This is a genomic window from Lysinibacillus canaveralius, assembly GCF_047301505.1.
Classification (GTDB): domain Bacteria; phylum Bacillota; class Bacilli; order Bacillales_A; family Planococcaceae; genus Lysinibacillus_B.
Window position 1 is genome coordinate 425,144 of sequence record NZ_CP154840.1, and the last position, 26,147, is coordinate 451,290.

The window sequence follows — 26,147 nt, forward strand, 5'->3', positions numbered from 1 at the left end:
TTCCTCCTATCTAGGTAAAATGATTAAGAAACAAGCGCCAGGGAGATCACCCTCATCAATCAGGATTTCTCCGCCGACAGAGTGCAAGGCTTGTTTGCTGATGGCCAGCCCATGTCCCCGGTCTATTCCTGCTTTCGTAGATACGCCCCTTGTGAACAAAGCACCATATAGTTCTTCCTTAATACCATTTCCGTTATCTTGTATTTCAAAAAGGATATGGTCCTTATATTCATCAATCGTTACCTGGATCAATTTATGCGGGTGCTTTAAACTACGAACAGCATCGATAGCGTTCTGCAGCACATTACCAAGAGCTGTCAGGAGGGCATCTTCTTGCTTGTCATTTAACGCGGTGGATAGGTTGCATTCCTTAAGTTCCATACTGATACCTAGTTCGGCTGCCTCAGTAATCTTTCCTTGAATTAATGCAAATAGCAGAGGATTCTTTGAATTGCTGTTCAACATCTGTTTAGCTTGCCCCTGGATGTTTTTCTCTTTCTTAATAAATTGAATAGCTTCGCTGTATTTTTTATGGACCAGTAACCCTAAAATAATATGCAGCTTATTTGCATATTCGTGGGTCTGGGCACGTTGCATATTGGCACGTTGCTTTGCCTGTTTCAATTCATCTGCAATTCTTTGGATGTCTGTCTTATTATGCATTGTGTATAGGGAACCGATTTGTTTATTCTTTTCTAGCAGGGGTGCCTTGTTAAGAATGATAATCGATTCATCCAAGGAAATCTCTAGGTTCCTAATAATGTTCTGGCGCGCAATCTCATTAGTGAAGATATGCTCAATATCGGTCCCCATCCATTCAGAGAGAGGAGCCTTTTTATTTGGGTCGATCATTTTATAGGCACTATTGTTGATAGTGGTAATATTGCTATCAGGACCGACGGCTAGAATTCCTTCCTTCGTTGTTTCCAGAATAATCTTATGCTGCTGATATAATTTCGCGATTTGTACAGGTTCCATATTAAAGAGGAGCCTTTTTATATAAAACGAGATGAGAAAAGCACCTGCAATTCCCAAACTGAATAAAAGGCTGGCGTACGTCAGCCACGTTTTAAACGAAGCTTGAATCATTTCATCAATATTTTCTGCTAGAAACCCGACGGATACCACACCGATAATTTCATTGTCTTTTATAAGAGGTACCTTCCCGCGAATGGATAATCCCAAGGAGCCTGTAGTCTTCGAAGAATAAGATTCCCCATTTAACAGAGCGGCCTCATTGTCTCCACCAATCATATGCATGCCGATTTTTTCCGGTATAGGATGTGAATAGCGAATTCCTTCATTGTTACCAATCACAATAAAGGCAGCCTCGATTTCCTCTTGAATTTTCATCGCTATGGGCCGGATCACATCACTTGGATTCTCGGAATCAAAAGCATCTATTATTTCCGACATAGAGGCTATAGTAGAAGCAACATTTAATGCACGTGTGGCAACCTGTTGCTCTGTCATGTCACGGATATGGTCCTGAAGCAAATATAAAAATGTTCCGCAAATAAAGATAATCAACACACTGATCAAGGAAATCATTTTAAAGGTAATCGTCTGAAACCATTTCTTCATCTTCCAACCCCCATCCAACTACCTATTCTATAATAAATAGCATACATAAAATCTATAGAATTAAAAAAAGTATCTGGAACGGGTCCAAATACTTCAAGGAGGAGGGGCAGACCGCTCCTTCCTCCAATTTATTTTCTACTTATTATAATGGTCAGAAATGCCAGGCCATCTCTCTATGCAAATGGAGAATCGGATGGCTCTTCATCATCCTCATCTGCTGCTATCATTTCGTCATACTCCATTTTAATTGCTTCATAAATAAATAAAGCTGCCATCATATGCGGGAAGACAATCCGCTCTCCGATTTTAGAAGGATGCGGAATAATCCCGCCCCGGATTTTCATGCTGATATACGTATAGGCAAGCTCGCTTAATACATTGTCATCGCCTGCAGGTTCGCTGGCAATTACCGCGAATGGGATGAATTGATCGTAAAGTTTTTGGGCTAAAGCAATTGCCTGTTGGTTTGTGCAGCTGCGTGTAAAAATGATGACACGATCTGCGTCTGTAAGCTCCGCTTCTGGAGACCAGGGCAATGCTTTTATGAATGGAGCTGCGCCTTCCATAGCATTTATTTCTATCCCTTTCATTTCTTCAAAGCAGGCAAAGTATACACTGCCTTGCCCAATTCCTGCTTGAGCCAGCAGGCGAGCAGTATCTTCAATTGCCTCTTCTTCGCTGTTTTGGATGCGCTGCAGCATTCCAGTCATTTGTGTAGTTAAAATTTTCGACATAATTCCACCTCCATTTTATTATAGTTTTAGGAAATTTAAATTGCAAAACGAGAAAATTATCCTAGTTTTTGCAGGAATTAGAGAATTATGAAAGAATATATTACGTTAAAATAAGCCGAGGAGACTTTCAAACGTGAAAAAAATCTTAATTGTCGATGATCAACCAGGCATTAGACTTTTATTAAATGAATTGTTTAAAAAAGAGAAGTATATGCCACATCTAGCAGCGAATGGTCTAGAAGCTTTGAAAATTTTTGATGAAGAGCTAATCGACTGCGTATTGCTGGATATGAAAATCCCTGGCATGAATGGCATCGAAATTTTGGGGCATCTAAAGGCTAAAAATGAACACATTCCAGTCATTATGATGACAGCCTATGGGGAGCAGGATTTGATAGACGAGGCAATAAAACTTGGTGCCTCTAATTATTTTACAAAGCCTTTCAATATTTTTGAGGTGCTGAATGAAGTAAATAGCATTTTAAAGGTTTAAAGACGTAGTAAAATTGTGAAAAGTATGGATATGCCCCGTGCAGGCAGTGGCGAATACTGCCTGTTTTTGTTATGATGGGGTTGAATGTTTTCTTATAAAATATTTAGCATCCTTAAGGAGGACTTTCATCATGGCGTTAGTTTCAATGAAAGAAATGTTAATAAAAGCAAAAGCTGAAAAATATGCAGTAGGTCAATTTAACATCAATAACCTGGAATTCACTCAGGCTATTCTGCAAGCGGCTCAGGAAGAAAACTCACCTGTTATTCTAGGTGTTTCCGAAGGTGCTGGTAAATATATGGGCGGCTTCGTGGCAGTCGTACATATGGTGAAAGGCTTAATTGAAAGCTACAATATTACAGTTCCAGTAGCAATCCACCTAGACCACGGTTCCTCATTTGAGAAATGTAAAGAAGCAATTGATGCAGGCTTTACATCCGTAATGATCGATGCATCCCATCACCCATTTGAAGAAAACGTACAAATTACAAAACAAGTAGTGGAATATGCGCATGCAAACGGTGTTTCGGTTGAAGCTGAACTAGGTACTGTCGGCGGCGAGGAAGATGGCGTTATCGGCGGTATCATTTATGCAGATCCACAAGAATGTAAAAACCTTGTAGAGCAAACAGGAATCGACTGTCTAGCTCCGGCTTTAGGGTCTGTACATGGTCCTTACCAAGGTGAACCAAATCTAGGCTTTAAAGAAATGGAAGAAATCTCGCAGCTTGCTGACCTTCCATTAGTATTACACGGTGGAACTGGTATTCCAACACATGATATTCAACGTGCTGTTTCCCTTGGTACAGCGAAAATCAATGTAAATACGGAAAATCAAATTTCCGCTACAAAAGCAATCCGTGAAATCTTGAATAACGATCCAAAAGTATACGATCCACGAAAATATTTAGCACCTGCTCGTGAAGCTATCAAAACTACGGTTATTGGTAAAATGCGCGAATTCGGTAGCTCTCAAAAAGCGTAATAAAGCGACGGATGATAGCAGGAGAAGAGTCTGAAATTCAGGCCTTCTCCTGATTTATGATAAGGAAATATTTGTGCAAATAGGCACTGGGAGGAAAACAACAATGAAATTTTTCATCGATACAGCTAATTTTGAAGAAATTAAAGAAGCCCACTCATGGGGTATTTTATCAGGCGTTACAACAAACCCATCTTTAGTAGCGAAGGAAGCGAATATTTCTTTCCATGACCGTCTGCGTGAAATTGCAGAATTAGTAGATGGCTCTGTCAGTGGAGAGGTTATCTCTTTGGACGCAGAAGGCATGATGAAAGAAGGTCTGGAGCTTGCAGCAATTCACCCAAACATTACAGTGAAATTACCAATGACGCCGGAAGGGTTAAAAGCGTGTAAATTCTTCTCGGAAAAGGGCATCAAAACAAATGTGACATTGATTTTCTCTGCTAACCAGGCATTGATGGCAGCTCGTTCAGGAGCAACATACGTTTCACCATTCCTAGGACGCCTTGATGATATTGGTCATAATGGAGTAGAGCTAATCTCTACAATCGCTGATATCTTCACAATTCACGATATCAAAACAGAAATTATTGCAGCATCTATCCGTCATCCGCAGCATATTACAGAAGCGGCATTAGCTGGTGCTCATATTTCAACAACACCATTCAAGGTATTAAAACAATTATTTAACCACCCATTAACTGACAAGGGTATTGAAGGATTTTTAGCGGATTGGTCAAAGCGTGAAGGACAATAATAAAGGAAATACGCTTTCTAAAGTGATGAGGAGATAACGCTTCATGGATGTTTACAAAATAAACGGAGGGCACCGCTTGCAAGGTACTATTAAAGTCAGCGGTGCGAAAAATAGTGCTGTTGCTTTAATTCCTGCATCGATATTGGCGAATTCCTCGGTCACGATTGGAGGAATACCTGAAATTTCAGATGCTTGGACATTAAAAGCATTACTTGAAGAAATAGGCGGTGAAGTGTCGTTCGAGGACGGCACGATGACGATCGATCCATCAAGCATGATTGCGATGCCTCTACCGAATGGCAATGTAAAAAAATTACGCGCTTCCTATTATCTAATGGGAGCAATGCTTGGACGTTTTAAAAAGGCTGTTATAGGTCTTCCTGGCGGATGCTTTTTAGGACCGCGCCCAATTGATCAGCATATCAAAGGATTTGAGGCACTCGGTGCAAAAGTGACGAACGAGCACGGTGCCATCTACCTTCGCGCAGAGGAATTGCGCGGTGCTAAAATTTATTTGGACGTGGCAAGTGTTGGTGCAACAATTAATATCATGCTTGCTGCAGTGCTGGCAAAGGGACGTACAATTATTGAAAACGCAGCAAAAGAGCCGGAAATCATTGATGTAGCTACGCTTCTTTCAAACATGGGAGCGAAGATTAAAGGTGCAGGTACAAGTGTGATTCGTATTGATGGGGTAGAGGAATTGCATGGTACAAAGCATACAATTATCCCGGACCGAATCGAAGCGGCAACATTTATGATTATGGCCGCTGCTATAGGTGATGGTGTGACGATTGATAATGTCATTCCGCTGCATCTCGATTCTGTGACGGCGAAGCTTCGAGAGATGGGGGTCGTCGTAGAAGAGGATGAGGAAAGTATCTTTATTCCAAAGCAGGGTGCACTGCAGGCAGTCGATGTCAAAACGCTTGTGTATCCTGGTTTCCCCACAGATGTACAACAGCCGCTATCAGTCCTCATGACACAGGCGGCAGGTGCTTCAAAGGTGACGGATACGATCTACTCAGCCCGCTTTAAGCATATCGATGAATTGCGTCGTATGAATGCAAAGGCACGCGTAGAAGGAAATACCGCCATCATTGAAGGTCCTGCACAGCTTGAAGGTTCGGTAGTTACAGCGACGGATCTGCGTGCCGGAGCTGCGCTTGTACTTGCAGGCATCCTTGCAAAAGGAGAAACAGAAATCCACGATATCTATCATATCGAGCGCGGCTATAGCTCGCTAATTGAAAAGCTTTGTGCGCTTGGTGCCGATATACGTCGCGAAACGATTCTAACATCTGATAAAACCGTCTAGATTGACAGGACGCTGAATATGTTACAATGAAGTAAGAAGTGAAATTAAAGTTAAGGTTTTGGTTTAGGCAAGTATATAGCTGTCTAGACATTTGCGCTGTTCTATTCGATGGAGGGCGGTGATACTCGCCGCCGATCCATTTGCGGCAAGTGCAAATGTGCTTTTCTAAGCTGGCCGAAAACAGGAGGCAAATTAACAATGGAACGTAGTTTATCAATGGAAGTCGTTCGTGTAACAGAGACTGCAGCAATCGCTTCAGCAAAATGGATGGGACGCGGACTTAAAAACGAAGCAGATGACGCAGCAACAACAGCAATGCGCCACATGTTTGATACAATCCCGATGCACGCAACAGTAGTGATCGGTGAAGGCGAGATGGATGAGGCACCGATGCTTTACATTGGTGAAGAGCTTGGTCTGCGTAATGGCGGACCGGAAGTGGACATCGCAGTAGACCCATTGGAAGGTACAAATATCGTTGCAAAAGGTACGAATGGTGCGATGACAGTACTTGCGATTGCAGACCGTGGTAATCTATTAAACGCACCTGATATGTATATGGAAAAAATCGCTGTCGGACCTGAAGCGGCGGGGAAAGTAGATATTAACGCTTCTGTCACGTATAATTTACTTCAAGTAGCGAAGGCGAAAAACAAAGATGTATCAGATGTTGTTGCCACATTATTGGACCGTCCACGTCATCAGGCAATCGTCGATGAAATCCGCGAAGCAGGTGCCCGTATCAAATTCATCCAAGATGGTGATGTTGGAGCGGCGATCAATACAGCATTCGATGAGACGGGTATTGATATTATGTTCGGTACTGGCGGTGCCCCTGAAGGTGTAATTGCTGCTGTTGCTTTGAAATGCCTAGGTGGAGACTTCCAGGCAAAACTTGTACCAGAAGACGAAGAGCAGCTTGCGCGCTGCAAAAAAATGGGTATTGATGTAGATAAAGTTCTTTATATGGAAGACCTTGTGAAAGGTGACGATGCTATTTTTGCAGCAACAGCTGTAACAGATAGCGAGCTTTTAAAAGGTGTTCAATATAAAGGCGGCTACGCATTGACGCACTCTGTTGTTATGCGTGCTAAAACAGGTACGGTGCGCTTTATCGAAGGACGCCATAGCATCAAGAAAAAACCATCAATTATTAAATAACTTCACAATTTACTTGCCCGGCATGCTTCGCCGGGCTCTTCTAGCAATGAAAGTTCTCCCATTTCAAGATATTCCGAGACCAAAAAATAAATAGACAGGAGAAATGTTAATGACAGCTCTTACCATTGCGCAGCTGGAAAATATGACATTAAAAGAGTTATATGCACAAGCACGTGAATTTAAAATTTCTTATTATAGTAAGCTCAATAAAAAAGAACTGATTTATGCTATTTTAAAGGCTCAATCAGAGCTTGAAGGTTACTTCTTTATGGAAGGCGTGCTTGAGATTGTATCGCAGGAAGGCTTTGGTTTCCTCCGCCCTATTAACTATTCGCCCTCAAAAGAGGATATTTATATTTCTGCATCGCAAATCCGCCGCTTTGACCTGCGAAACGGGGACAAGGTAACGGGTAAGGTGCGTCCTCCAAAGGAGAATGAACGTTATTACGGACTTCTTCAAGTGCAAGCAGTTAACGGAGAGGATCCAGAAGTTGCTAAGGAACGTGTTCACTTCCCAGCGTTAACCCCATTATATCCTGACCGCCAAATTAAACTTGAAACAGAGTCGAATAAATTATCCACACGTATCATGGATTTAGTAGCCCCAGTAGGCTTTGGTCAGCGTGGTTTAATTGTAGCGCCCCCTAAGGCGGGGAAAACGTCCTTGCTAAAGGAAATCGCCAATGCCATTACAACGAACTATCCGGAAGCGGAACTTATCGTTTTGCTGATTGATGAGCGTCCTGAGGAAGTAACAGACATCGAACGTTCAGTGAAGGCCGATGTTGTATCATCTACGTTTGACGAAGTGCCTGAAAACCATGTGAAGGTAGCTGAAATCGTACTGGAGCGCGCTCGCCGTCTTGTGGAGCACAAACGTGACGTAATTATTTTAATGGACTCCATTACACGTCTTGCCCGTGCGTATAACTTAGTAATCCCGCCAAGCGGCCGTACATTGTCCGGTGGTATCGACCCAGCTGCGTTCCACCGTCCGAAGCGCTTCTTCGGTTCGGCACGTAATATTGAAGAGGGCGGCAGCTTAACAATTTTGGCAACAGCCCTTATCGATACAGGGTCGCGTATGGATGAAGTAATCTATGAGGAGTTCAAAGGGACAGGCAACCTTGAGCTGCATCTGGACCGCCATCTGGCAGAACGACGTATTTTCCCGGCGCTTGATATTCGTCGTTCTGGTACACGAAAAGAAGAGCTCCTGTTAGAGCCGGAACAGCTTGAAAAATTATGGGCAATCCGTAAGACATTCAGTGATTCCCCGGATTTTGCAGAGAAATTCCTGCGTAAGCTTCGTACAACAAAAACGAATGAAGAATTCTTTGAAAAGCTAAATGAAGATATGAAAAAAGCGACAAAAGGGAAAGGTCTTCTATAAAGGGAACTTGAAGAGAAATCGCTGATATTCTATTAAAAACAGCCGGTAAAAGTTCCGTTTCTCAAGCGGAAATTTCATACTTGCATTTCATAGTAGGAGTATGTTATTCTCTTAAAGTATGTAACGTGCACATATGTAGCTGGCTTTACCGCTTTCACTACGGGTTCCTGTAGTGATCATATTCGGGCTATGTAAGGTGCAGTTCGAATATTACTCTGTTCCAGATGGTTCAGGGCGAGAGGAGAAAACGAATATGAAACAAGGAATTCACCCAGATTACAAAACTGCAACAGTAACTTGCTCTTGCGGTAACTCATTCCAAACTGGTTCAGTAAAAGAAAACATCGTTGTCGAGTTCTGCAACGAATGTCACCCATTCTATACTGGCCGTCAAAAATTCGCGTCTGCTGACGGACGTGTTGATCGTTTCAACAAAAAATACGGTCTTAACAAATAATTATTCCGTACCCAACACCTCACGCAAGGCTGCGTGAGGTGTTATTTTTATAGAAGCGCCTGCTGATATTTTCATTCGGCAGGGGCTTTCTACATAATAAGGATTTTCCAAAAGATGCATTGCAGAGGAATGATTCAATAAGTATACTATCAGTAGTGAATTATACTATAATAGATGATAGGGTTTTGAATGGAAGAATGACGGCCTTGAGTCCAACTCAGGGTTTTTTCATTTTATGCATAGAAGTAGGATGTCTAGCTGTTGTACCTTCGAAATATGGATAAAATGAAGGAAGGAAGAGCATCTTAGGAAAGAGGTATATTTATATGGCGCAATTATTTTTCAAGCACGGCGCAATGAACAGTGGAAAATCTATTGAAATCTTAAAAGTCGCACATAACTACGAGGAGCAGGACAAACCGGTCCTCATCTTCACTTCCGGTATCGATACACGAGATGAAGTGGGTATGGTGTCTAGTCGGATAGGGTTACGTCGTGATGCAATTCCTGTCTTTGATGATACAGATCTATTTGAGGCAGTAAAGGTACATCCGGAAAAACTTTATTGTGTGTTAGTTGATGAAGTGCAGTTTTTGAAGAAAGAGCATGTAATCCAGCTGACACGTATCGTAGACGAACTAAATATCCCAGTTATGGGCTTTGGACTAAAAAATGACTTCCAAAATGAGTTGTTTGAGGGAAGCCGCTACATGCTGATTTATGCTGATAAAATTGAAGAAATGAAGACGATCTGCTGGTTCTGCCATAAAAAGGCGACTATGAACCTGCGCGTTGATGAACAGAAAAAGCCGGTGTACACGGGTGACCAGATCCAAATCGGGGGAAATGATACATACTACCCTGTTTGCCGTAAATGCCATAACAATCCGCCGCTATAACCAGGAAAGCGCGAACCAATCATATCCGCATGATTCCTATTGTGTAAGGAATACTTTAATTTCTGCATATAAACATCTGGGTAAAAGTGCCAAAACAGTGTTTGCTTTAAAAACTTTAATGCTAAAACCAGATTCTTGAGGCTGCTTTTTTAACCTGTGTACATGCAAGGGCCTCCACGAGAAGATGCCGTTCTCTACCGCATATGAGGGAAGTGTTTTAGCGTATTTGTGCTGATTAATGCTAGCACGAAGGCTGTGAATTCATTATACTAATGTAGGTAGATTGAGAAGAAATGAAATTGGTTATTTGTTTGCTGGGGCCGCTAGAAAGACAGCATCGATTGCTGTAAAGCATGTGAAGGGGAGTCCCCGCTTGTCCGGTAAAAAATAAATCTAACAATATGAAGAGGTGAAATCATGTTTGATCGATTACAAGCGGTTGAAGACCGTTATGAACGTTTAAATGAACTATTAAGTGATCCAGATATCGTAAACGATAGCAAGAAGCTCCGTGAATATTCAAAGGAGCAATCCGACATCCAGGAAACAGTCGATGCTTATCGTGAATATAAAGCAGCAAAGCAGCAATTTGCAGATGCGCGTGAAATGCTCGAAATTGAAAAAGACCCAGATATGCTGGAAATGGTGAAGGAAGAATTCAATGAATTGAAAGGGCAAATTGAAGAGCTTGAAGAGCGCCTTCGCATTTTATTAATTCCGAAAGATCCAAATGACAACAAGAATGTTATCATGGAAATCCGTGGTGCAGCAGGCGGCGACGAGGCGAACATTTTTGCGGGGGATTTATTCCGTATGTATACACGCTATGCGGAAACGCAAGGCTGGAAAATCGATATTATGGAAGCAGCACCAAACGCGGCAGGCGGCTATAAAGAGGTAATCTTTATGATTAACGGCCAAGGTGCTTATTCCAAATTAAAATTTGAGAATGGTGCACATCGGGTACAGCGTGTACCTGCGACAGAATCACAAGGCCGTATTCATACATCGACGGCTACAGTTGCCTGCTTACCAGAGGTGCATGTAGAAGAAGTAGAAATTCATGAAAAAGATATCCGGGTGGATACATTCGCCTCTTCAGGTGCCGGTGGTCAATCGGTAAATACAACGATGTCAGCTGTTCGTATGACCCATTTACCTACAGGTGTTGTTGTATCGATGCAGGATGAGCGCTCTCAAATCAAAAACCGTGAAAAAGCGATGAAAATTTTAGTCGCACGTGTAGCAGAGCTTCACCGTTCGGAGGCGCAAGCCGAAATCGACTCTACGCGTAAATCTGCAGTCGGAACAGGCGACCGTTCCGAGCGTATCCGCACATACAATTATCCACAAAACCGTGTAACGGATCACCGCATCGGTTTAACATTGCAAAAGCTTGATCAAATCGTCGAAGGAAAGCTTGACGAAGTTATTGATGCTCTGATTTTAGAAGAACAGGCTTCTAAATTAGAGAAGTTGAACCAAGATGCATAAAACAGTATTAGAGGCCCTGAATGGGGCTTCTTCTTTTTTAACAGGTAAAGGTCGCGATGAAAATGCTGCACGGCTGCTGCTGCAGTACATTTTACAAACAAATTATTCAGGTCTGATGATGCGCGCTCATGACGTACTGTCCGAAGAGCAGCTTAAGCTGTTTCATTCTTATGTCGAAGAACATGCAAAAGGCCGTCCTGTTCAATATATTGCGGGTAGAGAGGAATTCTATGGACGCGAGTTCCTTGTAGATGAGTCGGTACTCATACCACGGCCGGAAACAGAAGAGCTGATTGTCTGTGCTGTGGATCAATGCCGACAGCTTTTTGGTGATCAGCAAATTAAAATTGCTGATATTGGAACAGGCAGCGGAGCCATTGCTATCACAATGAAAAAAGAAATGCCTCAGGCACAGGTGACAGCAACTGATATTTCACAGGCTGCTTTGCAAACGGCCAAGAAAAATGCGGAAAGACTTCATGCAGAAATTAATTTTCGGTTAGGAGATTTAACAGAACCGATCAAAAAGGAAAAATGGGATGTTGTCCTATCGAACCCTCCGTATATTGCATTTGAGGAGAAGGCTGAAATGTCTGAAGTAGTGCTTGACCACGAGCCGCATTCTGCTCTTTTTGCTGAGGAGGAGGGACTGATTCTATACCGCAAACTTGCGGAGAGTCTTCCGAATCTCATGAATAAGCCGGGTTTTATTGCTGTAGAAATCGGCTATAAGCAAGGAACGGCAGTGAAAAAACTGTTTGAGCAGGCGTTTCCAGGAGCGGTTGTAGAAGTCGTGAAAGATATTAATAAAAAAAATCGTATTGTATTTTGTAAAATAGTAGAATAAAAAACGTCCTCCTTGTCCACAATGCTAGGCAAGGAGGGATTTTTCATGTTAAATGATTACGAGATTAAAAGAAATGATAAAATACTAGCGGTTTTAAAATTATTAATTAGCGCACTTGGTCTATATATTATTATCAATCTATCACCTAGTTTTGTAGAATTACTGGATCAAGGCCGCCCAAGCTATGCGGAAGATGTGGTAGTGCGTGTGATTGCAAGCAGCAATACAGAAAAGGATCAAGAGATAAAAAAGCAGGTTGTCGCGGATATGCAGAAGTTTTTGAAGGAATCTTCTACAAAAGAAGAAGAGTTAGCTCCATCCATTCAGACATTTATTAAAAAACAATATCCACATATACCGATTCAATTGAAATCTGGGGATAACTTAATTCCGCCGAAGCTGGTTATGCAGTCATTTTATCCACAGATGTCGACGAATTCGTTAGTAGTTGTCATAGGAGAAGGTCGAGGAGAAAATTGGTTCTGCTCTGCATTCCCAAGTATTTGTGACAAGCCAGAGGAAAAGGAAGAAGAGAAGGAAGAGAAAAAAATCCGCTTTAAGTTTATTGAGTGGCTGAAGGAAAAGTTCTTTTAAATAAAAATGAAAAAGTCAACTTATACACAAATTCTAACTATTTATTAACAGATTGTGGATTATTTATAATATTTCTTCAAAATAAAGGGGTGAAATTATGAAAACAGAAACAATAGTTGTGGATAAAAATGTGAATAGTAAGAAAACTTATGCACATGCTGTGGATATCTTAAATGCGGGACAGGTAGTCGCTTTCCCGACTGAAACGGTATACGGGCTAGGTGCAGTAGCGACAGATGATACAGCAGTAAAACGGATTTTTGAAGCAAAGGGACGCCCCTCGGACAATCCGTTAATTGTACATATTGGAACAATTGAGGAATTGAAAAATTATATAGAAGAGATTCCGCAAACAGCGGAAAAATGTATGGAAGCATTTTGGCCGGGTCCGCTGACAATTGTCATGAAAGCAAAATCGGGTGTTCTCGCTCCCAGTGTAACAGCTGGGTTATCCACTGTTGGGATACGTATGCCTGATCATCCGGTGGCACTCGAGCTCCTGCACACGCTGCAAAAGCCGCTTGCCGCACCGAGTGCAAACCGCAGCGGTAAACCAAGCCCCACAAAGGCTGAACATGTAGCCGAGGATTTAGAAGGAATCATCCCTTGTATTTTAGATGGGGGAACAACAGGCATTGGACTGGAATCTACTGTACTGGATGTGACGCTTCATCCACCTGTTATTCTTCGGCCTGGCGGGGTAACGAAGGAAATGCTGGAAAGAGTGATTGGAACTGTATTAGAGCCAACTCATGAAGAGCAGCGTGTTGAAGCCACTCCGAGAGCGCCTGGTATGAAATATACTCATTATGCTCCTGATGCACCTGTCTTCCTTATTGAAGAAACCGCTGATATTGCTGCGGCCGTAGAAAGCCTGCAACGGCAAGGGCACAAAGTGGCCTTGCTGGCACCGAAATCATATGAAGAAGTATCAGTGAATTACTTCTTTACATTTGGTGAAGAGCATAATCAGGAACAAATGGGTGCGAACTTATATGATGCCCTCCGCAATTGCGATAAAACGGATGCTACTATCATTTTAGCGACAGCTACTTCTAAAGAGGGGATGGGTTCGGCTATCATGAACCGTCTCGAAAAAGCAGCCGGTGAAAAATGGTATAAATTCTAAGGGGAAAACTCCACATGAGAATGTGGGGTTTTTTATTTTTCAAAAAGGCGAAAGCTGTGGATAAATTTTTAAATGCAAGGTAGTGTGTATAAAAATACGAATTCAATGCAAATAAGAAAAAATGATAGAAACGGATATAATGAAATCATTTGTGTCCGATAATAAAAGTGTTATCTCAATTGTTTGGAGATAGTATACTCAAATAGATTTTTCTGCCGAATAGGTAGAATGGAAGGTGTAGATCTTTACAATTGGTCACTTTTCATCTATTCCTAAATTTGATATGCTTAGAAATGAAAGAGAACAAGTAGGTCAATTAGTATATAATAGAAGAAAAAACAAAAATAAATGGAGAGATTGGCATGAATATTTATTTTGTGTGCACCGGAAATACCTGCAGAAGTCCTATGGCTGAAGCCATATTGAAAAGTAAAAGCTTACCGAATGTTCATGTGAAGTCGGCGGGGATTTATGCGTTAGAAGGCGGGGGGATGTCTGAAAATGCCCGGGCTGTTCTATTAGAAGAAAATATTCATCATGAGCATATTTCTAAGCAAATCAATGAGCAGGATATCGAGTGGGCGGATCTTATTCTAACGATGACAAGCGCCCATAAGGAAATGCTTGTACGGACGTATGAGCAGGCGAAGAATAAAACCTATACATTGAAGGAGTATGTCACACCTTACAGCAGTCAGGATGTATTTGATCCATTTGGCGGAGATATATCCACGTATAAGCAGACTTACCAAGAGTTGAAACGACTAATCGAGCAATTTGAATTGAAACATAGAGAGGGGTAAGGAGTTATGGAAGCAAAGGGGAGGATGTTTAATCTCCGCATGAAATTGGTGTTGTTCGTAGGAATTCTAGCTCTGGTAACGTATTCTACCAGCTTCGTCTTCAACGAATTCATCCAACCGACATTTTTTTCATCGGTAGATCGTAAGCTTTTTGAAATCATTACATATAGTTTGGGTATTACATGGTCGTGTATATTAGCGGCAATTTTTAGTATCGTCATCATCCGGCCGCTGCAGCGCCTCGAAAAAACTGCGGTTCGTGTGGCTGAAGGGAAAATTGGGCAGGATGTTGAAATGCCAAAAACAAATGACGAAATTCGTTCTGTAGCTGAAGCATTCCAGCTAATGCTTGTTAATTTAAGAGGAATGGTGGAAGGAATTGACCGAAATTTCCAAACGACAAATGAAACTATTCACCATTTATCAAAGCAGACAGCAGCCGCCCGTACAGAGGCATCGAATATCGCGAGTACTGTAGGGCAAATTTCAAGAGGAGCAGATGCCTCTGCTCAAGCAGTCCAAGACACAGCCGAAGCGATCGAAGATGTTCGAATTTTAGCGAATGAGGTCAATGATCTTGCTGTTAATTCAGCTTCCAAATCACATATTATTATTGAAGATTTAACTCACACGACAACATCCATCCAAAGCTTGGTCGATGGTATCCAGCTTATTGCACAAGGAAATGAACAGGCGCTAGTTAACATACGAGAGCTTGAGAAAAATGCCGAACAAGTCGAACATATTATCGGTCTCGTCGGCGATATTGCTGCTCAAACAAATTTACTTGCCTTAAATGCTTCGATTGAAGCGGCGCGTGCGGGTGAACATGGAAAAGGCTTTGCAGTAGTGGCAGAAGAGGTACGAAAGCTGGCTGATGAAAGTGCCAGCGCTGTAAAAGGCATAACAGACCTTATCCAAACAATTCAACATAATGTCAATACAGTCGTTAAGCAAATGCATGAGCAGGTGGATTATGCAGTGAAGGAATCAAACAGAGTGTCTGAGACAACTTCAGCAGTTCAGGGAATGGCAGAAAGTGTACATGAAATGGCAGACGGGGTTATCTATATTTCTGCACTTATAGAAAAGCAGATGCATAATATTGAAATGACTGCCCGCCAATCACATGAAGTGGCAGCTATTGCTCAGCAAACATCCGCAAGCACGCAGGAAGTAAGTTCAGCGACAGATGAGCAGGCATATTCGATTGAACAAATTGAACAGTTGGCACAAAACCTCCAACGACAATCTAATGAACTACATAAAGTCATCTTGCAATTTGATAGAACAAATTAAGCAAAAGCTTCTAGACACCCTTAAGTGGCTGTCGAGGAGCTTTTTTATTATAAAGAAAACCTGAGATTTAGATGGTGAATCATATCCAGGCTATTCCTCCAGCTGTGAAAGCTGCACTTCACCGAGCAATCCTATCATTACGAGTAGAGCCATCGGTCAGTGTGTAAGGTATACCTACACTTTTGTTCCAGAAAATAAGCTTTTTACGAATTAATCTAAACGGAAACTTTAAAAACTACTTGTATTTCTGCTAAAAAGTGAACGTTATTATGTTTGTTAGCGAAAACATTCGTATTTAACAGAAAAACGATCATTTGTTTTCGGTAAAATACGTGTCATTCTCCTGTCAGAAATGGTACACTGTACATGAATATATTTGAAAAGAGGGAATCTTAGTGAAAATCGCTATTTCTTCAGACCATGGCGGCAATAACCTACGTAGAGAGATTATGGCCCTATTGGATGAGTTGAACATCAGCTACGAAGATTTTGGACCAACGACAAACGATTCAGTTGACTACCCAGATTATGCTAAGCCGGTTGCTGAGAAGGTGGCGGCTGGTGAATTCGACCGTGGTATCCTAATCTGCGGTACGGGCATCGGTATTTCCATTGCAGCGAATAAAGTGAAGGGGGTTCGCTGTGCGCTGGTACACGATGTATTCTCAGCGAAAGCAACACGTTCCCATAATGATTCAAACGTTCTGGCAATGGGTGAGCGTGTCATCGGCCCAGGACTGGCGCGGGAGATCGTGATGACTTGGCTGGATACAGAGTTTGAAGGCGGTCGCCACACTAAACGCATTGAGAAGATTTCTGAATTAGAGGGGTAATTGCTTATGACTTTACAGCAAGTGAAGCAAGATATTGCCGCATTGTTGGGTGAAGTTGAACAGCAAGTAACCTTTCAGCCGAAGCAGCTATTCGTCGTCGGTTGCTCTACCTCAGAGGTAATAGGGGAGAAAATCGGCACAGCGGGTGCAGTAGAAGTTGCACAAACTTTATATGACGAGCTAGAACGCTTTGCAAAAAGACACGATCTTTATTTAGTTTTTCAAGGCTGCGAGCATATCAATCGAGCGCTTACGCTTGAACGGGCTGCCGCAGAAAAGTACCATTTAGAGCCTGTTGCTGTAGTTCCAGTCAGGACAGCTGGCGGCTCTATGTCCGCATATGCTTATACTAAAATGGATGAGCCGGTAGTGGTAGAGACAGTCCAGGCACACGCGGGCATTGATATCGGCCAAACATTAATTGGTATGCATTTAAAAGTGGTAGCAGTTCCGATCCGTACATCGGTAAAGAAAATTGGAGAAGCGGTTGTTACAGTAGCGAAGACACGGCCGAAGCTTATCGGCGGTACGCGTGCGCAGTACAAGCTGTAGCGAACAAAGCTGTAAATTTAAACTTTAGGGGGATTCACTGATCATGGCATTTGAAAAATTAGCTGCACAAGATAAGGCAGTACTAGATGGAATTTTAGCAGAGAAAAAACGTCAAAACTCGAATATTGAGCTGATTGCATCCGAAAACTTTGTATCGGAAGCTGTAATGGAAGCGCAGGGCTCATATCTTACAAATAAGTATGCGGAAGGCTATCCAGGCAAACGCTATTATGGCGGCTGTGAATTTGTAGATGTAGTCGAAGATATCGCACGCGACCGCGTTAAAGAATTGTTCGGAGCAGAGTATGCGAACGTGCAGCCTCACTCAGGGGCACAAGCGAATATGGCAGTCTATCATACAGTGCTTAAGCCTGGTGATACAGTGCTTGGTATGAACCTTTCTCATGGCGGTCACTTGACACATGGTTCTCCGGTTAACTTCTCAGGGGAATTATATAACTTTGTAGAGTATGGGGTGACAGAAGAGACGCATGTGATTGACTATAACGATGTACGTGAAAAAGCAATTGCTAACAAACCAAAATTAATCGTGGCGGGTGCATCTGCTTATCCACGTGAAATTGACTTTGCAAAATTCCGGGAGATTGCTGATGAAGTAGGTGCATATTTAATGGTAGATATGGCGCATATCGCAGGCTTAGTAGCAGCGGGTGAGCACCAATCTCCAGTACCATATGCTGACTTTGTTACATCCACTACACATAAAACACTACGGGGACCTCGCGGCGGCTTAATCCTTTCTTCTAAAGAATGGGAGCAAAAATTGAACAAAGCCGTATTCCCGGGTATCCAAGGCGGCCCGTTAATGCATGTGATTGCAGCGAAAGCAGTAGCATTTGGTGAAGCATTACAGCCGGAATTTAAAGAATATGCAATACAAATTAAAAAGAACGCCAAAGCATTAGCACAAAGCTTAATGGACGAGGGTGTTGAAATCGTTTCAGGCGGTACAGATAACCACTTGTTACTATTGAATGTGAAATCTTTAGGGTTAACTGGTAAAGTGGCAGAGCATCTGCTGGATGAAGTGGCCATTACAACAAATAAAAATACAATTCCGTATGATACAGAATCTCCATTCGTAACATCCGGTGTTCGTGTAGGAACGGCTGCCGTTACGACACGCGGCTTTAAAGAAGAAGATGCGGCAGAAGTAGGTAAGATTATTGCCGCTGTATTGAAAAATCCAGAAGATGAAGCAGTAAAAGCAGAAGCTCGTGAGCGTGTACAGGTATTAACAGACAAATTCCCGTTATATGAATAAATTCTTACCAAAGATACTTTCAACTTAGGTTGAAAGTATCTTTTTTTGATAAAGCGAAATAGGAATTTATATTTTTTTATATTGATTCCCTCTAGTAGTTTCGGTGATAATGGAAAAGAATACATATTTAGGATTGTTATTGAAAGGAAGGAGGGACAGTTATTGACGGTTTACTCTCTTCGTTACGAAACTGATACATTGTTTTATATGTTAAAAGATTTAGGGGACAAGTCGGGGCGTAAGTACTTGATTTTAGATGACTCTTTATCGATCCTTTATTCTAATAACCTTTATACTGAATTAACAGGCTTCGAGTTGCAGGATATTTATCGTTTTCCGTTTCGCAGCCTCCTGCAACAAAAAATGCTACATCATGAGATAAAAGAAATAGAAGAAAGGCTGCATAAAGGAAAGATTACGAAGGCTGAATTAATGCATGACCGTAAATCAGGAATACCATTTTATGCAGGTCTAGAATGCCTGCCTTTCCAAGGTGAACAAAATCACACAAAACTTGTCCTTGTTTTCGTAAAAGATGTTACCTATATACAATTGCAAAATTTTGTTGATCGATTAGAAAAAGAGATGTTTCAGGCCATACAACATGAAATTTCCTTTATCGAAAAGATTCAGCTTATCTGTAACGGAATTGATCACCTCTTCCATCCAGGTTGTTTCACGACCTTTATTTTGCAGCATCATGATAAATTTCAGATGATTCAATCTGATTTATTTCATCAAGGAAAGCGGATTCAATATCCGCTTGAACAATCCCCGGAGCTGAAGTGTTACGAAAAAATGATGCATATTAGACAGGTAGCTGTATACGAGGATTTCAATCATTTATATCTTCATCAACCGCATAAGGACCTTGCCTTAGAAAATGGTTTTACACGCTGTATTTTCCTGCCCGTCCGTAAAGAGGAGGAAAAGCTTGGCGTTATGGTAATTTATTTTGGGCAAGAAGTTTATGAAAGCAGCGTTTTCGCCTATTTTTTTGAGAAAATTATAGACTTAATCATGCTTGCCTATTCTTATGAAAAAAAGCAGCAGCAGATTTATGCGCTGGCTTATATGGATTTATCCACGGGAATGGTGAATCGTCACGGCTTTATCGGTAGATTAAAGGAGCTAAAGGAGCTAGATGGAGTCATTTACTTGTTGGAGCCGACTGAATTTTCTCGAATTGTGGAACTCTATGGCAGGGACAGCGGCGAGGCGCTGCTAAAGCAAATGTATGAACGAATTCTAGAAAAATGTGAGGGGAAACATATATTGGTTGGGCGCTTTGTTAGCTCCTCTATTATTCTCTATATGGAGAAGGACGAGGCCGGCATAAAACAAATGACCGACTTTTTAAAGATGCTGGTTGAAGAGCCGTTTCTCATCGAAGGCAGAAATATATACATAACGCTTAAAAGCGGGGGCTCATCTATTCGAACAGGGGAATCACTAAAGGATAGTATTCGTCATGCAGAAAGTGCCTTGTCTGAAGCTAAAACGTATTCCGGCACGATGGCCAGATTTTACTATCAGGAAAATGATGCACAGCTTGAAAAGGAACTGCTGATTTTAAATCATTTAACGGAAGCGATTAAAAATAAGGAAATAACAGCATTCTTTCAGCCGAAAGTCGAGCTTCGCAGAGGTCGTATTACGAGTATGGAGGCGCTGGCTCGCTGGACCTCTCCAATATTAGGCCATGTGTCGCCCGCAGAGTTCATTCCGGTGGCCGAACGAGCAGGGCTTATACGCGAAATTGACCTGCAGATTATCGAGCAGGTGCTCAAATGGTTTCAACAGCGCCAATATGAAGGAAAACGTATTGTACCTGTGGCCATTAATATTTCTCCAGAACACTTTTACTACCCTCGGTTTGTAGAAGAGCTGGAGCAGCTGATCAAAAAGTATTATGCAGATCCGAATTATTTAATTATCGAGATTACTGAAAGTCTTGGGCTGGTGGATATTAAACGTGCACAGGAAATTATCGAGAAACTATTTGTGCGTGGGTTGAAAACGAGTGTAGATGATTTTGGGATGGGCTATTCCTCTCTTAGCTATTTGCAAAAGCTGCCCTTTTCGGAGTTAAAAATCGACCGCAGCTTTACATCACGTATTCATGAGGCAGGTACGCTGGCTATTGTTCGGTCAATCATCCAGATTGCTTACAACCTTGAAATCGATGTAGTCGCAGAAGGTGTAGAAACAAAGGAGCAGGCGGATGTATTGTACGAGCTTGGCTGTAACTGCGTCCAAGGCTATTTATTTTATCAACCAATGTCATTTAGAGAATTAGAGGAAAGAAATATCTAATAGAAGCGATATGAATTTCGACAATAAACTGTGATATATCGAATGTTACAGTTTATTTTTTATGCTATACTAATTCAGATAAACAACAGTTAGGAGAGATCCACCTTATGAGTAAAGTATACGTTTTTGATCATCCATTAATTCAGCACAAGTTAACTTATATCCGTGATAAAAACACAGGGACGAAAGAGTTTCGCGAACTTGTAGATGAAGTAGCAACGCTTATGGCATTTGAAATCACGCGTGACCTGCCGCTTGAAGAAATCGAAATCGATACACCAGTAACAACTTCTAAAACAAAAGTGTTATCTGGGAAAAAAATTGCGATTGTACCGATTCTGCGTGCGGGCATTGGTATGGTAGACGGCGTGTTAAAGTTAATTCCTGCAGCGAAAGTGGGTCATATCGGTTTATATCGTGATCCAGAAACATTACAGCCGGTAGAATACTATGCAAAGCTTCCAGCTGATGTAGAAGAACGTGATTTCATTATTGTTGACCCTATGTTGGCAACAGGTGGCTCTGCTGTTGAAGCGATCAATTCTTTGAAAAAGCGCGGCGCAAAAAATATTAAGTTCATGTGCTTAATTGCTGCTCCAGAAGGTGTAAAAGCGATCCAAGAGGCACATGAGGATGTAGATATTTATATCGCAGCATTAGATGAAAAACTGAATGACCATGGATATATCGTACCGGGTCTAGGGGATGCCGGTGACCGTTTGTTCGGAACAAAATAAGCAGTCCGGAAATATACTGTCTGGACGAAAGGGTCGGCAGGGTGAGAGGTCAAACGACTGATTGCAGGAAGCCTGTTTGCACCTTTATAATCGTTTAGGATAATAATTTTGAAGAGGGATGTTGCAAAAGCAGCATCCCGTTTCTCATAAGAAAGGTTGAGAGGACATGACGAAGAAGTTCAAGGTAATGACAATTTTCGGTACACGACCAGAGGCTATTAAAATGGCACCGCTTGTTTTGGAGCTTCAAAAATACCCGGAGAAGATTGAATCTATTGTGACGGTGACGGCGCAGCATCGCCAAATGCTTGATCAAGTACTGGAGACATTTGAAATTACTCCGGATTACGATTTGAATATTATGAAGGACCGTCAGACATTAGTTGATGTAGCAACGAATGCCCTGCAGGGACTTGATGGTGTGATGAAGGATGCAAAGCCGGATATCGTACTGGTACATGGAGATACAGCGACAACTTTCATCGGCAGTCTAGCGGCCTTTTATAATCAGATTGCAATCGGCCATGTAGAGGCGGGTCTCCGTACAGGACAAAAGTATTCTCCATACCCAGAGGAGATGAATAGACAGCTGACAGGCGTTATGGCGGACTTGCACTTTGCCCCAACGGAAGTATCCAAGGAAAATCTGCTGAAAGAGAATAAACCGGCAGAAGCTATCTTTGTTACTGGTAACACAGCTATCGATGCATTGAAAACAACAGTGAGTGAAGAATACGGCCACCCTGTACTTGAAAAAATCGGCGAAGATCGTCTGATTTTGTTGACAGCACACCGTCGGGAAAATCTAGGTGATCCAATGCGTAATATGTTCCGGGCTATCAATCGTCTGTTAGCAGAACATGATGATGTTCAGGTAATCTATCCGGTTCATATGAATCCGGCTGTACGTGAAGTGGCGAATGATATTTTAGGTGACAATCCGCGCGTGCATTTAATTGAACCCCTAGAGGTATTTGATTTCCACAACTTTGCGGCACGTTCATTTATGATTTTGACAGACTCAGGTGGTGTACAGGAAGAAGCTCCTTCTCTAGGAAAACCCGTTCTTGTTTTACGTGATACAACAGAGCGCCCAGAAGGGATTGCAGCGGGTACATTAAAGCTGGCAGGTACAGATGAGGAAACAATTTATGGGCTGGCCAAGGAGTTGCTGACAGATGAAGCAGCTTATGCAGCAATGGCACATGCTTCCAATCCTTACGGTGATGGCTATGCTTCTAAACGAATTGTAGAAGCATTGATTAACTTTTTAAATAGAAGTAAATAATGGAATTTAAAAAATTCGAAATAAATTTATTATAGTTAAGTAAAGATAAAATTAGTATGAAATAGATAAAAAACGCATAGGATAAAAAATTTCTGAAACCAATTGTGAATTTTCATACACAAATTTGTCAACAATTTGACAAGGAACGTGTGGAACCGAAGTTTTTCCCTATAACTAATTGACATCAAATAACCCCTATTGTATGCTTACAAAGGGTAAGAATGATAAGGGTTTCATACAGTCAAAAAGTGTTGAAACACTTGTTATATCAAGTTTCTACTAGATTGACAGTTGAAACCAATAATTGTCAATTTGCAACGTTTTACTGCGTCTGGATGAATGTCCATTAAAGCTCATTAGCTGCCCAGTTATTGGACAAGTTGTGACAGAGTTCAGGACATGCCTAAGCAGCCACTGCTGCTGGAAGTAATGAAGCTTGTAGTGCATTTACTACTATTTTATTTCACTTGATGGTCATATGCGATTCCTTACTCGAAAAAAAGGTTCAGGAGATTAATTGCCAATGCTAGATTTGCATCTCATTTTCGCTATGCAGAAGAAAGCGTTATTTTTTTTGCTCGCTCTCTGTGTTTTAGGCTGGGGATTTACGTCCTTTCAGACAATCTTCGCCGGAATAGCTTTAGGGGCATTCTTTGGCACATATAACTTTTGGATTTTGCTTCGACGGATGGAAAAGTTTGACCGTTCCATTAGTGAAGGGACGAAAGCACCATCAATAGGGACCGCCCTGCGGTTTGGTTCTGGTGTTGCGGCAGTCGCAATTGCAATTTCGTTGCCACAATATTTTCACTTAATTAGCACGGTCATTGGGCTGATGATGCCGTACATCTTTCTCGTAATCGAGCGGGTTGTCCATCATGTAAAAAACCATTAAAGTGCAGAAGAAAGAGAGGTGAATGCAGAAATGGATCATAAAAGTCCTGAGTGGGTACTAGACCTTGGCTTTGTAACACTTATATTCAACCTGTCTACAGTTATGATGCTATTAGTTACAGCTGCCATCGTGTTCTTAATCGCTTTTATTTCGACTCGTCATTTAGCGCTTAAGCCAACAGGTATGCAAAACTTCATGGAGTGGGTTATGGACTTCGTGAAAGGTATCATTGGCGGTAACATGGACTGGAAAACAGGCAGTCGATTCCACGTGTTAGGGATCACTCTTATCATGTTCGTGGCAGTAGCCAACTTATTAGGTCTTCCGTTTGCAATCATTTATGATGATTACTTATGGTGGAAATCCCCAACAGCTGACCCAACAGTTACAATGACATTAGCAGCTATGGTACTTGTATTGACGCACTACTACGGTGTAAAGTTACAAGGAACTGGCGAATATACAAAAGGTTTCTTCCGACCAATGTCATTCATGTTCCCATTAAAGATCATTGAGGAGTTTGCAAATACGTTAACTCTTGGTCTACGTCTTTACGGTAACATCTATGCAGGTGAGATTTTACTTTCGTTAATCGCTGGATTAGCGACATCTAGTGTACTAGGCGCTGTCGGTGCAATCGTACCAATGATGGCATGGCAAGGGTTCTCGATTTTCATCGGGTTTATCCAAGCTTTCATTTTCACTATGTTAACGATGGTTTATATGGCACACAAAGTGAGTCACGACCATTAATTATAAATTTCCGTGTTAATTATGCGGTAATTTGAACCAAACAAAAAAAACACAATTTCCAAGGAGGATATTTTAAAATGACAGGTTCAATTGGTTTATTAGCAGCAGCAATCGCAATCGGTTTAGGTGCACTTGGTGCAGGTATCGGTAACGGTCTTATCGTTTCAAAAACAGTTGAAGGGATCGCTCGCCAACCAGAAGCTCGCGGCGTTCTTCAAACTACAATGTTCATCGGGGTTGCATTAGTTGAGGCCCTTCCAATCATCGCGGTAGTAGTAGCATTCATCGTAATGAACCAATAGTCTTTGGACTAGCGGAAAAAATGGCGAAGCAAACCTTCGCCATTCCTTTTGTATGATGTAGAGTAAAGCTCTGCTCATTTACTTATGTAGTATTTAACACTGAAAGCAACGTTTTAAACATTATAGATTTTTTGAATATATACAAGCTCTTGAAGGGAGTGAAACAATCGTGGTATTTGTAGATAATCTAGTACTTGGTGCTAGCGGATCAGGCCTTAACACAGGTGATATTCTAGCAACGGTCATCATTTTTGGTGTGTTGTTACTTCTACTTAAAAAGTTCGCTTGGGGTCCATTAATGGGCATTATGCAGCAACGTGAAGAGTTAGTTGCAAGTGAAATCGATGCGGCTGAAAAAGCGCGCAAAGAAACACATGCACTATTAGAAGAACAAAAAGCTCTTTTAAAAGAAGCTCGTACTGAAGCGCAAACAATCGTTGAAGGTGCGAAGAAACAAGCTGACGCAACTCGTGAAGAGATCGTATCTGCAGCTCGTACTGAAGCAGCTCGCTTGAAAGAGTCTGCTGTACGTGATATCGAAGCTGAGAGAGAAAAGGCAATCGCTGCTGTGCGTGAAGAAGTGGTTTCACTATCAGTTCTTGCTGCATCTAAAGTTCTTGGAAAAGAAATTTCCGAGGCTGACAACAGCGCATTGATTAAAGAAACGATTGCGAAGGCAGGCGAAGCAAAATGAGTCAAGTAGCTAAGCGCTATGCTGAAGCTTTGTTCGAATTAGCGAAAAGCCAGAATGCCCTTGCTGAAATCAGTACAGACTTAAAAGAGCTGACAAAAGCTTTTGAAGCGTCTCCGGAATTGATTGCAATCCTGCAAGCTCCGAAAGTCACGTCTGACATGAAAAAAGCAATGGTATCGAATATCTTAACTGGAGCTCATCCAGCTGTCGTGAATACGCTTCATTTATTAATCGATAAAAAGCGTATCGACGAGGTCTCCCTAGTAGCGAAGGAATTCCAAGCTTTAGCAACAACTGCTCAAGGTGTTGCAGAAGCAATTGTGTTTTCAACTCGTACATTAACGGAAGAAGAGCGTGCTGAAATTTCGGCCGCATTCGCCAAGTTAGTAGGAATGGAAAGACTAGAAATTACAAACGTAATCGAGCCGTCACTTCTTGGTGGCGTTCGTGTACAGATCGGCAACTACATTTTTGACAGCACGGTAGCATCTAAGCTAGAGAGTCTAAAGCGTACGTTAGTTGGTTAAATTTTAAGAAATGTGAGAGGT

At 41.8% G+C, this 26,147-nt stretch carries 27 protein-coding genes; 25 read left to right on the forward strand and 2 right to left on the reverse strand.

Going from position 1 to position 26,147, the window contains the following annotated elements; translation table 11 throughout:
• Positions 1 to 6: 6 nt before the first annotated feature.
• Both AA0Y26_RS02195 and AA0Y26_RS02200 read right to left on the reverse strand, forming a co-directional pair.
• Positions 7 to 1,584 carry an ATP-binding protein gene (locus AA0Y26_RS02195; RefSeq protein ID WP_413364715.1) on the reverse strand — a complete coding sequence of 526 codons (1,578 nt, stop codon included), beginning with the start codon at positions 1,582 to 1,584 and terminating at the stop codon, positions 7 to 9.
• 173 nt (positions 1,585 to 1,757) lie between these two features.
• Positions 1,758 to 2,318: a DUF2529 family protein gene (locus AA0Y26_RS02200; RefSeq protein WP_413364717.1), complete on the reverse strand. Its 561-nt coding sequence runs from the start codon at positions 2,316 to 2,318 to the stop codon at positions 1,758 to 1,760.
• Positions 2,319 to 2,451: 133 nt separating this feature from the next.
• Here AA0Y26_RS02200 and AA0Y26_RS02205 point away from each other — a divergent pair, with 133 nt between their 5' ends.
• The 25 genes from AA0Y26_RS02205 to AA0Y26_RS02325 all read left to right on the forward strand — a co-directional run bounded on the left by AA0Y26_RS02205 (position 2,452) and on the right by AA0Y26_RS02325 (position 26,126).
• Positions 2,452 to 2,811, forward strand: coding sequence for a response regulator (locus AA0Y26_RS02205; RefSeq protein ID WP_413364719.1), 360 nt, complete (start codon positions 2,452 to 2,454; stop codon positions 2,809 to 2,811).
• Between the two features lie 130 nt (positions 2,812 to 2,941).
• Positions 2,942 to 3,796, forward strand: coding sequence for a class II fructose-bisphosphate aldolase (locus AA0Y26_RS02210; protein ID WP_413364720.1), 855 nt, complete (start codon positions 2,942 to 2,944; stop codon positions 3,794 to 3,796).
• 103 nt (positions 3,797 to 3,899) lie between these two features.
• Complete coding sequence (gene fsa, locus AA0Y26_RS02215; protein ID WP_413364722.1) at positions 3,900 to 4,550, forward strand: fructose-6-phosphate aldolase; 651 nt, start codon at positions 3,900 to 3,902, stop codon at positions 4,548 to 4,550.
• A 43-nt stretch (positions 4,551 to 4,593) separates the two neighbouring features.
• Positions 4,594 to 5,868, forward strand: coding sequence for a UDP-N-acetylglucosamine 1-carboxyvinyltransferase (locus AA0Y26_RS02220; RefSeq protein ID WP_413364724.1), 1,275 nt, complete (start codon positions 4,594 to 4,596; stop codon positions 5,866 to 5,868).
• A gap of 198 nt (positions 5,869 to 6,066) precedes the next feature.
• Positions 6,067 to 7,029: a class II fructose-bisphosphatase gene (gene glpX, locus AA0Y26_RS02225; RefSeq protein WP_413364726.1), complete on the forward strand. Its 963-nt coding sequence runs from the start codon at positions 6,067 to 6,069 to the stop codon at positions 7,027 to 7,029.
• Between the two features lie 109 nt (positions 7,030 to 7,138).
• Complete coding sequence (rho, locus tag AA0Y26_RS02230) at positions 7,139 to 8,422, forward strand: transcription termination factor Rho (protein ID WP_413364728.1); 1,284 nt, start codon at positions 7,139 to 7,141, stop codon at positions 8,420 to 8,422.
• 253 nt (positions 8,423 to 8,675) lie between these two features.
• A complete protein-coding gene (gene rpmE, locus AA0Y26_RS02235) occupies positions 8,676 to 8,879 on the forward strand; it encodes a 50S ribosomal protein L31 (protein WP_036153055.1) in 204 nt (67 codons plus the stop codon).
• A 326-nt stretch (positions 8,880 to 9,205) separates the two neighbouring features.
• Complete coding sequence (locus AA0Y26_RS02240; RefSeq protein WP_413364730.1) at positions 9,206 to 9,778, forward strand: thymidine kinase; 573 nt, start codon at positions 9,206 to 9,208, stop codon at positions 9,776 to 9,778.
• A 417-nt stretch (positions 9,779 to 10,195) separates the two neighbouring features.
• On the forward strand, positions 10,196 to 11,272 hold the full coding sequence (prfA, locus tag AA0Y26_RS02245) for a peptide chain release factor 1 (protein WP_413364732.1): 1,077 nt from the start codon (positions 10,196 to 10,198) through the stop codon (positions 11,270 to 11,272).
• Positions 11,265 to 12,119 carry a peptide chain release factor N(5)-glutamine methyltransferase gene (gene prmC, locus AA0Y26_RS02250; protein WP_413364734.1) on the forward strand — a complete coding sequence of 285 codons (855 nt, stop codon included), beginning with the start codon at positions 11,265 to 11,267 and terminating at the stop codon, positions 12,117 to 12,119. The genes prfA and prmC overlap by 8 nt, the downstream gene beginning before the upstream one ends.
• 45 nt (positions 12,120 to 12,164) lie before the next feature.
• Positions 12,165 to 12,713, forward strand: a complete 549-nt coding sequence (locus tag AA0Y26_RS02255) for a stage II sporulation protein R (RefSeq protein WP_413364736.1) — start codon at positions 12,165 to 12,167, stop codon at positions 12,711 to 12,713.
• A 97-nt stretch (positions 12,714 to 12,810) separates the two neighbouring features.
• Positions 12,811 to 13,842 carry an L-threonylcarbamoyladenylate synthase gene (locus tag AA0Y26_RS02260; protein WP_413364738.1) on the forward strand — a complete coding sequence of 344 codons (1,032 nt, stop codon included), beginning with the start codon at positions 12,811 to 12,813 and terminating at the stop codon, positions 13,840 to 13,842.
• Between the two features lie 362 nt (positions 13,843 to 14,204).
• A complete protein-coding gene (locus AA0Y26_RS02265) occupies positions 14,205 to 14,645 on the forward strand; it encodes a low molecular weight protein arginine phosphatase (protein ID WP_413364740.1) in 441 nt (146 codons plus the stop codon).
• A 6-nt stretch (positions 14,646 to 14,651) separates the two neighbouring features.
• The gene (locus AA0Y26_RS02270) at positions 14,652 to 15,944 is read left to right on the forward strand and encodes a methyl-accepting chemotaxis protein (protein ID WP_413364742.1); all 1,293 of its coding nucleotides are present in this window, start codon (positions 14,652 to 14,654) and stop codon (positions 15,942 to 15,944) included.
• 395 nt (positions 15,945 to 16,339) lie between these two features.
• Positions 16,340 to 16,777 (forward strand): ribose 5-phosphate isomerase B, encoded by a 438-nt coding sequence (gene rpiB / locus AA0Y26_RS02275; RefSeq protein ID WP_413364744.1) that lies wholly within the window; start codon positions 16,340 to 16,342, stop codon positions 16,775 to 16,777.
• Positions 16,778 to 16,783: 6 nt separating this feature from the next.
• Complete coding sequence (locus AA0Y26_RS02280) at positions 16,784 to 17,329, forward strand: TIGR01440 family protein (protein ID WP_413364745.1); 546 nt, start codon at positions 16,784 to 16,786, stop codon at positions 17,327 to 17,329.
• Between the two features lie 43 nt (positions 17,330 to 17,372).
• Positions 17,373 to 18,614 carry a serine hydroxymethyltransferase gene (glyA, locus tag AA0Y26_RS02285; protein ID WP_413364747.1) on the forward strand — a complete coding sequence of 414 codons (1,242 nt, stop codon included), beginning with the start codon at positions 17,373 to 17,375 and terminating at the stop codon, positions 18,612 to 18,614.
• A gap of 162 nt (positions 18,615 to 18,776) precedes the next feature.
• Positions 18,777 to 20,930 carry an EAL domain-containing protein gene (locus AA0Y26_RS02290; protein ID WP_413364749.1) on the forward strand — a complete coding sequence of 718 codons (2,154 nt, stop codon included), beginning with the start codon at positions 18,777 to 18,779 and terminating at the stop codon, positions 20,928 to 20,930.
• Between the two features lie 107 nt (positions 20,931 to 21,037).
• Positions 21,038 to 21,667 (forward strand): uracil phosphoribosyltransferase, encoded by a 630-nt coding sequence (gene upp, locus AA0Y26_RS02295; protein ID WP_413364751.1) that lies wholly within the window; start codon positions 21,038 to 21,040, stop codon positions 21,665 to 21,667.
• A 166-nt stretch (positions 21,668 to 21,833) separates the two neighbouring features.
• On the forward strand, positions 21,834 to 22,955 hold the full coding sequence (gene wecB / locus AA0Y26_RS02300) for a non-hydrolyzing UDP-N-acetylglucosamine 2-epimerase (RefSeq protein WP_413364752.1): 1,122 nt from the start codon (positions 21,834 to 21,836) through the stop codon (positions 22,953 to 22,955).
• Positions 22,956 to 23,478: 523 nt separating this feature from the next.
• The gene (locus tag AA0Y26_RS02305) at positions 23,479 to 23,850 is read left to right on the forward strand and encodes an ATP synthase subunit I (protein WP_413364754.1); all 372 of its coding nucleotides are present in this window, start codon (positions 23,479 to 23,481) and stop codon (positions 23,848 to 23,850) included.
• A gap of 30 nt (positions 23,851 to 23,880) precedes the next feature.
• Positions 23,881 to 24,603 carry a F0F1 ATP synthase subunit A gene (atpB, locus tag AA0Y26_RS02310; RefSeq protein WP_413364756.1) on the forward strand — a complete coding sequence of 241 codons (723 nt, stop codon included), beginning with the start codon at positions 23,881 to 23,883 and terminating at the stop codon, positions 24,601 to 24,603.
• 77 nt (positions 24,604 to 24,680) lie between these two features.
• A complete protein-coding gene (atpE, locus tag AA0Y26_RS02315; protein ID WP_413364758.1) occupies positions 24,681 to 24,905 on the forward strand; it encodes a F0F1 ATP synthase subunit C in 225 nt (74 codons plus the stop codon).
• Positions 24,906 to 25,074: 169 nt separating this feature from the next.
• A complete protein-coding gene (atpF, locus tag AA0Y26_RS02320) occupies positions 25,075 to 25,599 on the forward strand; it encodes a F0F1 ATP synthase subunit B (RefSeq protein WP_413364760.1) in 525 nt (174 codons plus the stop codon).
• Complete coding sequence (locus AA0Y26_RS02325) at positions 25,596 to 26,126, forward strand: F0F1 ATP synthase subunit delta (protein ID WP_413364761.1); 531 nt, start codon at positions 25,596 to 25,598, stop codon at positions 26,124 to 26,126. The genes atpF and AA0Y26_RS02325 overlap by 4 nt, the downstream gene beginning before the upstream one ends.
• The last annotated feature ends 21 nt before the right edge of the window (positions 26,127 to 26,147 follow it).

Excerpts from the sequence above, each read along its gene's own strand:
- AA0Y26_RS02195 (WP_413364715.1), bottom strand. The coding sequence starts at position 1,584 with ATGAAGAAATGGTTTCAGACGATTACCTTTAAAATGATTTCCTTGATC.
- AA0Y26_RS02200 (WP_413364717.1), bottom strand. The coding sequence starts at position 2,318 with ATGTCGAAAATTTTAACTACACAAATGACTGGAATGCTGCAGCGCATC.
- AA0Y26_RS02210 (WP_413364720.1), top strand. The coding sequence starts at position 2,942 with ATGGCGTTAGTTTCAATGAAAGAAATGTTAATAAAAGCAAAAGCTGAA.
- fsa (WP_413364722.1), top strand. The coding sequence starts at position 3,900 with ATGAAATTTTTCATCGATACAGCTAATTTTGAAGAAATTAAAGAAGCC.
- AA0Y26_RS02220 (WP_413364724.1), top strand. The coding sequence starts at position 4,594 with ATGGATGTTTACAAAATAAACGGAGGGCACCGCTTGCAAGGTACTATT.
- glpX (WP_413364726.1), top strand. The coding sequence starts at position 6,067 with ATGGAACGTAGTTTATCAATGGAAGTCGTTCGTGTAACAGAGACTGCA.
- rho (WP_413364728.1), top strand. The coding sequence starts at position 7,139 with ATGACAGCTCTTACCATTGCGCAGCTGGAAAATATGACATTAAAAGAG.
- rpmE (WP_036153055.1), top strand. The coding sequence starts at position 8,676 with ATGAAACAAGGAATTCACCCAGATTACAAAACTGCAACAGTAACTTGC.
- AA0Y26_RS02240 (WP_413364730.1), top strand. The coding sequence starts at position 9,206 with ATGGCGCAATTATTTTTCAAGCACGGCGCAATGAACAGTGGAAAATCT.
- prfA (WP_413364732.1), top strand. The coding sequence starts at position 10,196 with ATGTTTGATCGATTACAAGCGGTTGAAGACCGTTATGAACGTTTAAAT.
- prmC (WP_413364734.1), top strand. The coding sequence starts at position 11,265 with ATGCATAAAACAGTATTAGAGGCCCTGAATGGGGCTTCTTCTTTTTTA.
- AA0Y26_RS02255 (WP_413364736.1), top strand. The coding sequence starts at position 12,165 with ATGTTAAATGATTACGAGATTAAAAGAAATGATAAAATACTAGCGGTT.
- AA0Y26_RS02260 (WP_413364738.1), top strand. The coding sequence starts at position 12,811 with ATGAAAACAGAAACAATAGTTGTGGATAAAAATGTGAATAGTAAGAAA.
- AA0Y26_RS02265 (WP_413364740.1), top strand. The coding sequence starts at position 14,205 with ATGAATATTTATTTTGTGTGCACCGGAAATACCTGCAGAAGTCCTATG.
- AA0Y26_RS02270 (WP_413364742.1), top strand. The coding sequence starts at position 14,652 with ATGGAAGCAAAGGGGAGGATGTTTAATCTCCGCATGAAATTGGTGTTG.
- AA0Y26_RS02280 (WP_413364745.1), top strand. The coding sequence starts at position 16,784 with ATGACTTTACAGCAAGTGAAGCAAGATATTGCCGCATTGTTGGGTGAA.
- glyA (WP_413364747.1), top strand. The coding sequence starts at position 17,373 with ATGGCATTTGAAAAATTAGCTGCACAAGATAAGGCAGTACTAGATGGA.
- upp (WP_413364751.1), top strand. The coding sequence starts at position 21,038 with ATGAGTAAAGTATACGTTTTTGATCATCCATTAATTCAGCACAAGTTA.
- wecB (WP_413364752.1), top strand. The coding sequence starts at position 21,834 with ATGACGAAGAAGTTCAAGGTAATGACAATTTTCGGTACACGACCAGAG.
- AA0Y26_RS02305 (WP_413364754.1), top strand. The coding sequence starts at position 23,479 with ATGCTAGATTTGCATCTCATTTTCGCTATGCAGAAGAAAGCGTTATTT.
- atpB (WP_413364756.1), top strand. The coding sequence starts at position 23,881 with ATGGATCATAAAAGTCCTGAGTGGGTACTAGACCTTGGCTTTGTAACA.
- atpE (WP_413364758.1), top strand. The coding sequence starts at position 24,681 with ATGACAGGTTCAATTGGTTTATTAGCAGCAGCAATCGCAATCGGTTTA.
- AA0Y26_RS02325 (WP_413364761.1), top strand. The coding sequence starts at position 25,596 with ATGAGTCAAGTAGCTAAGCGCTATGCTGAAGCTTTGTTCGAATTAGCG.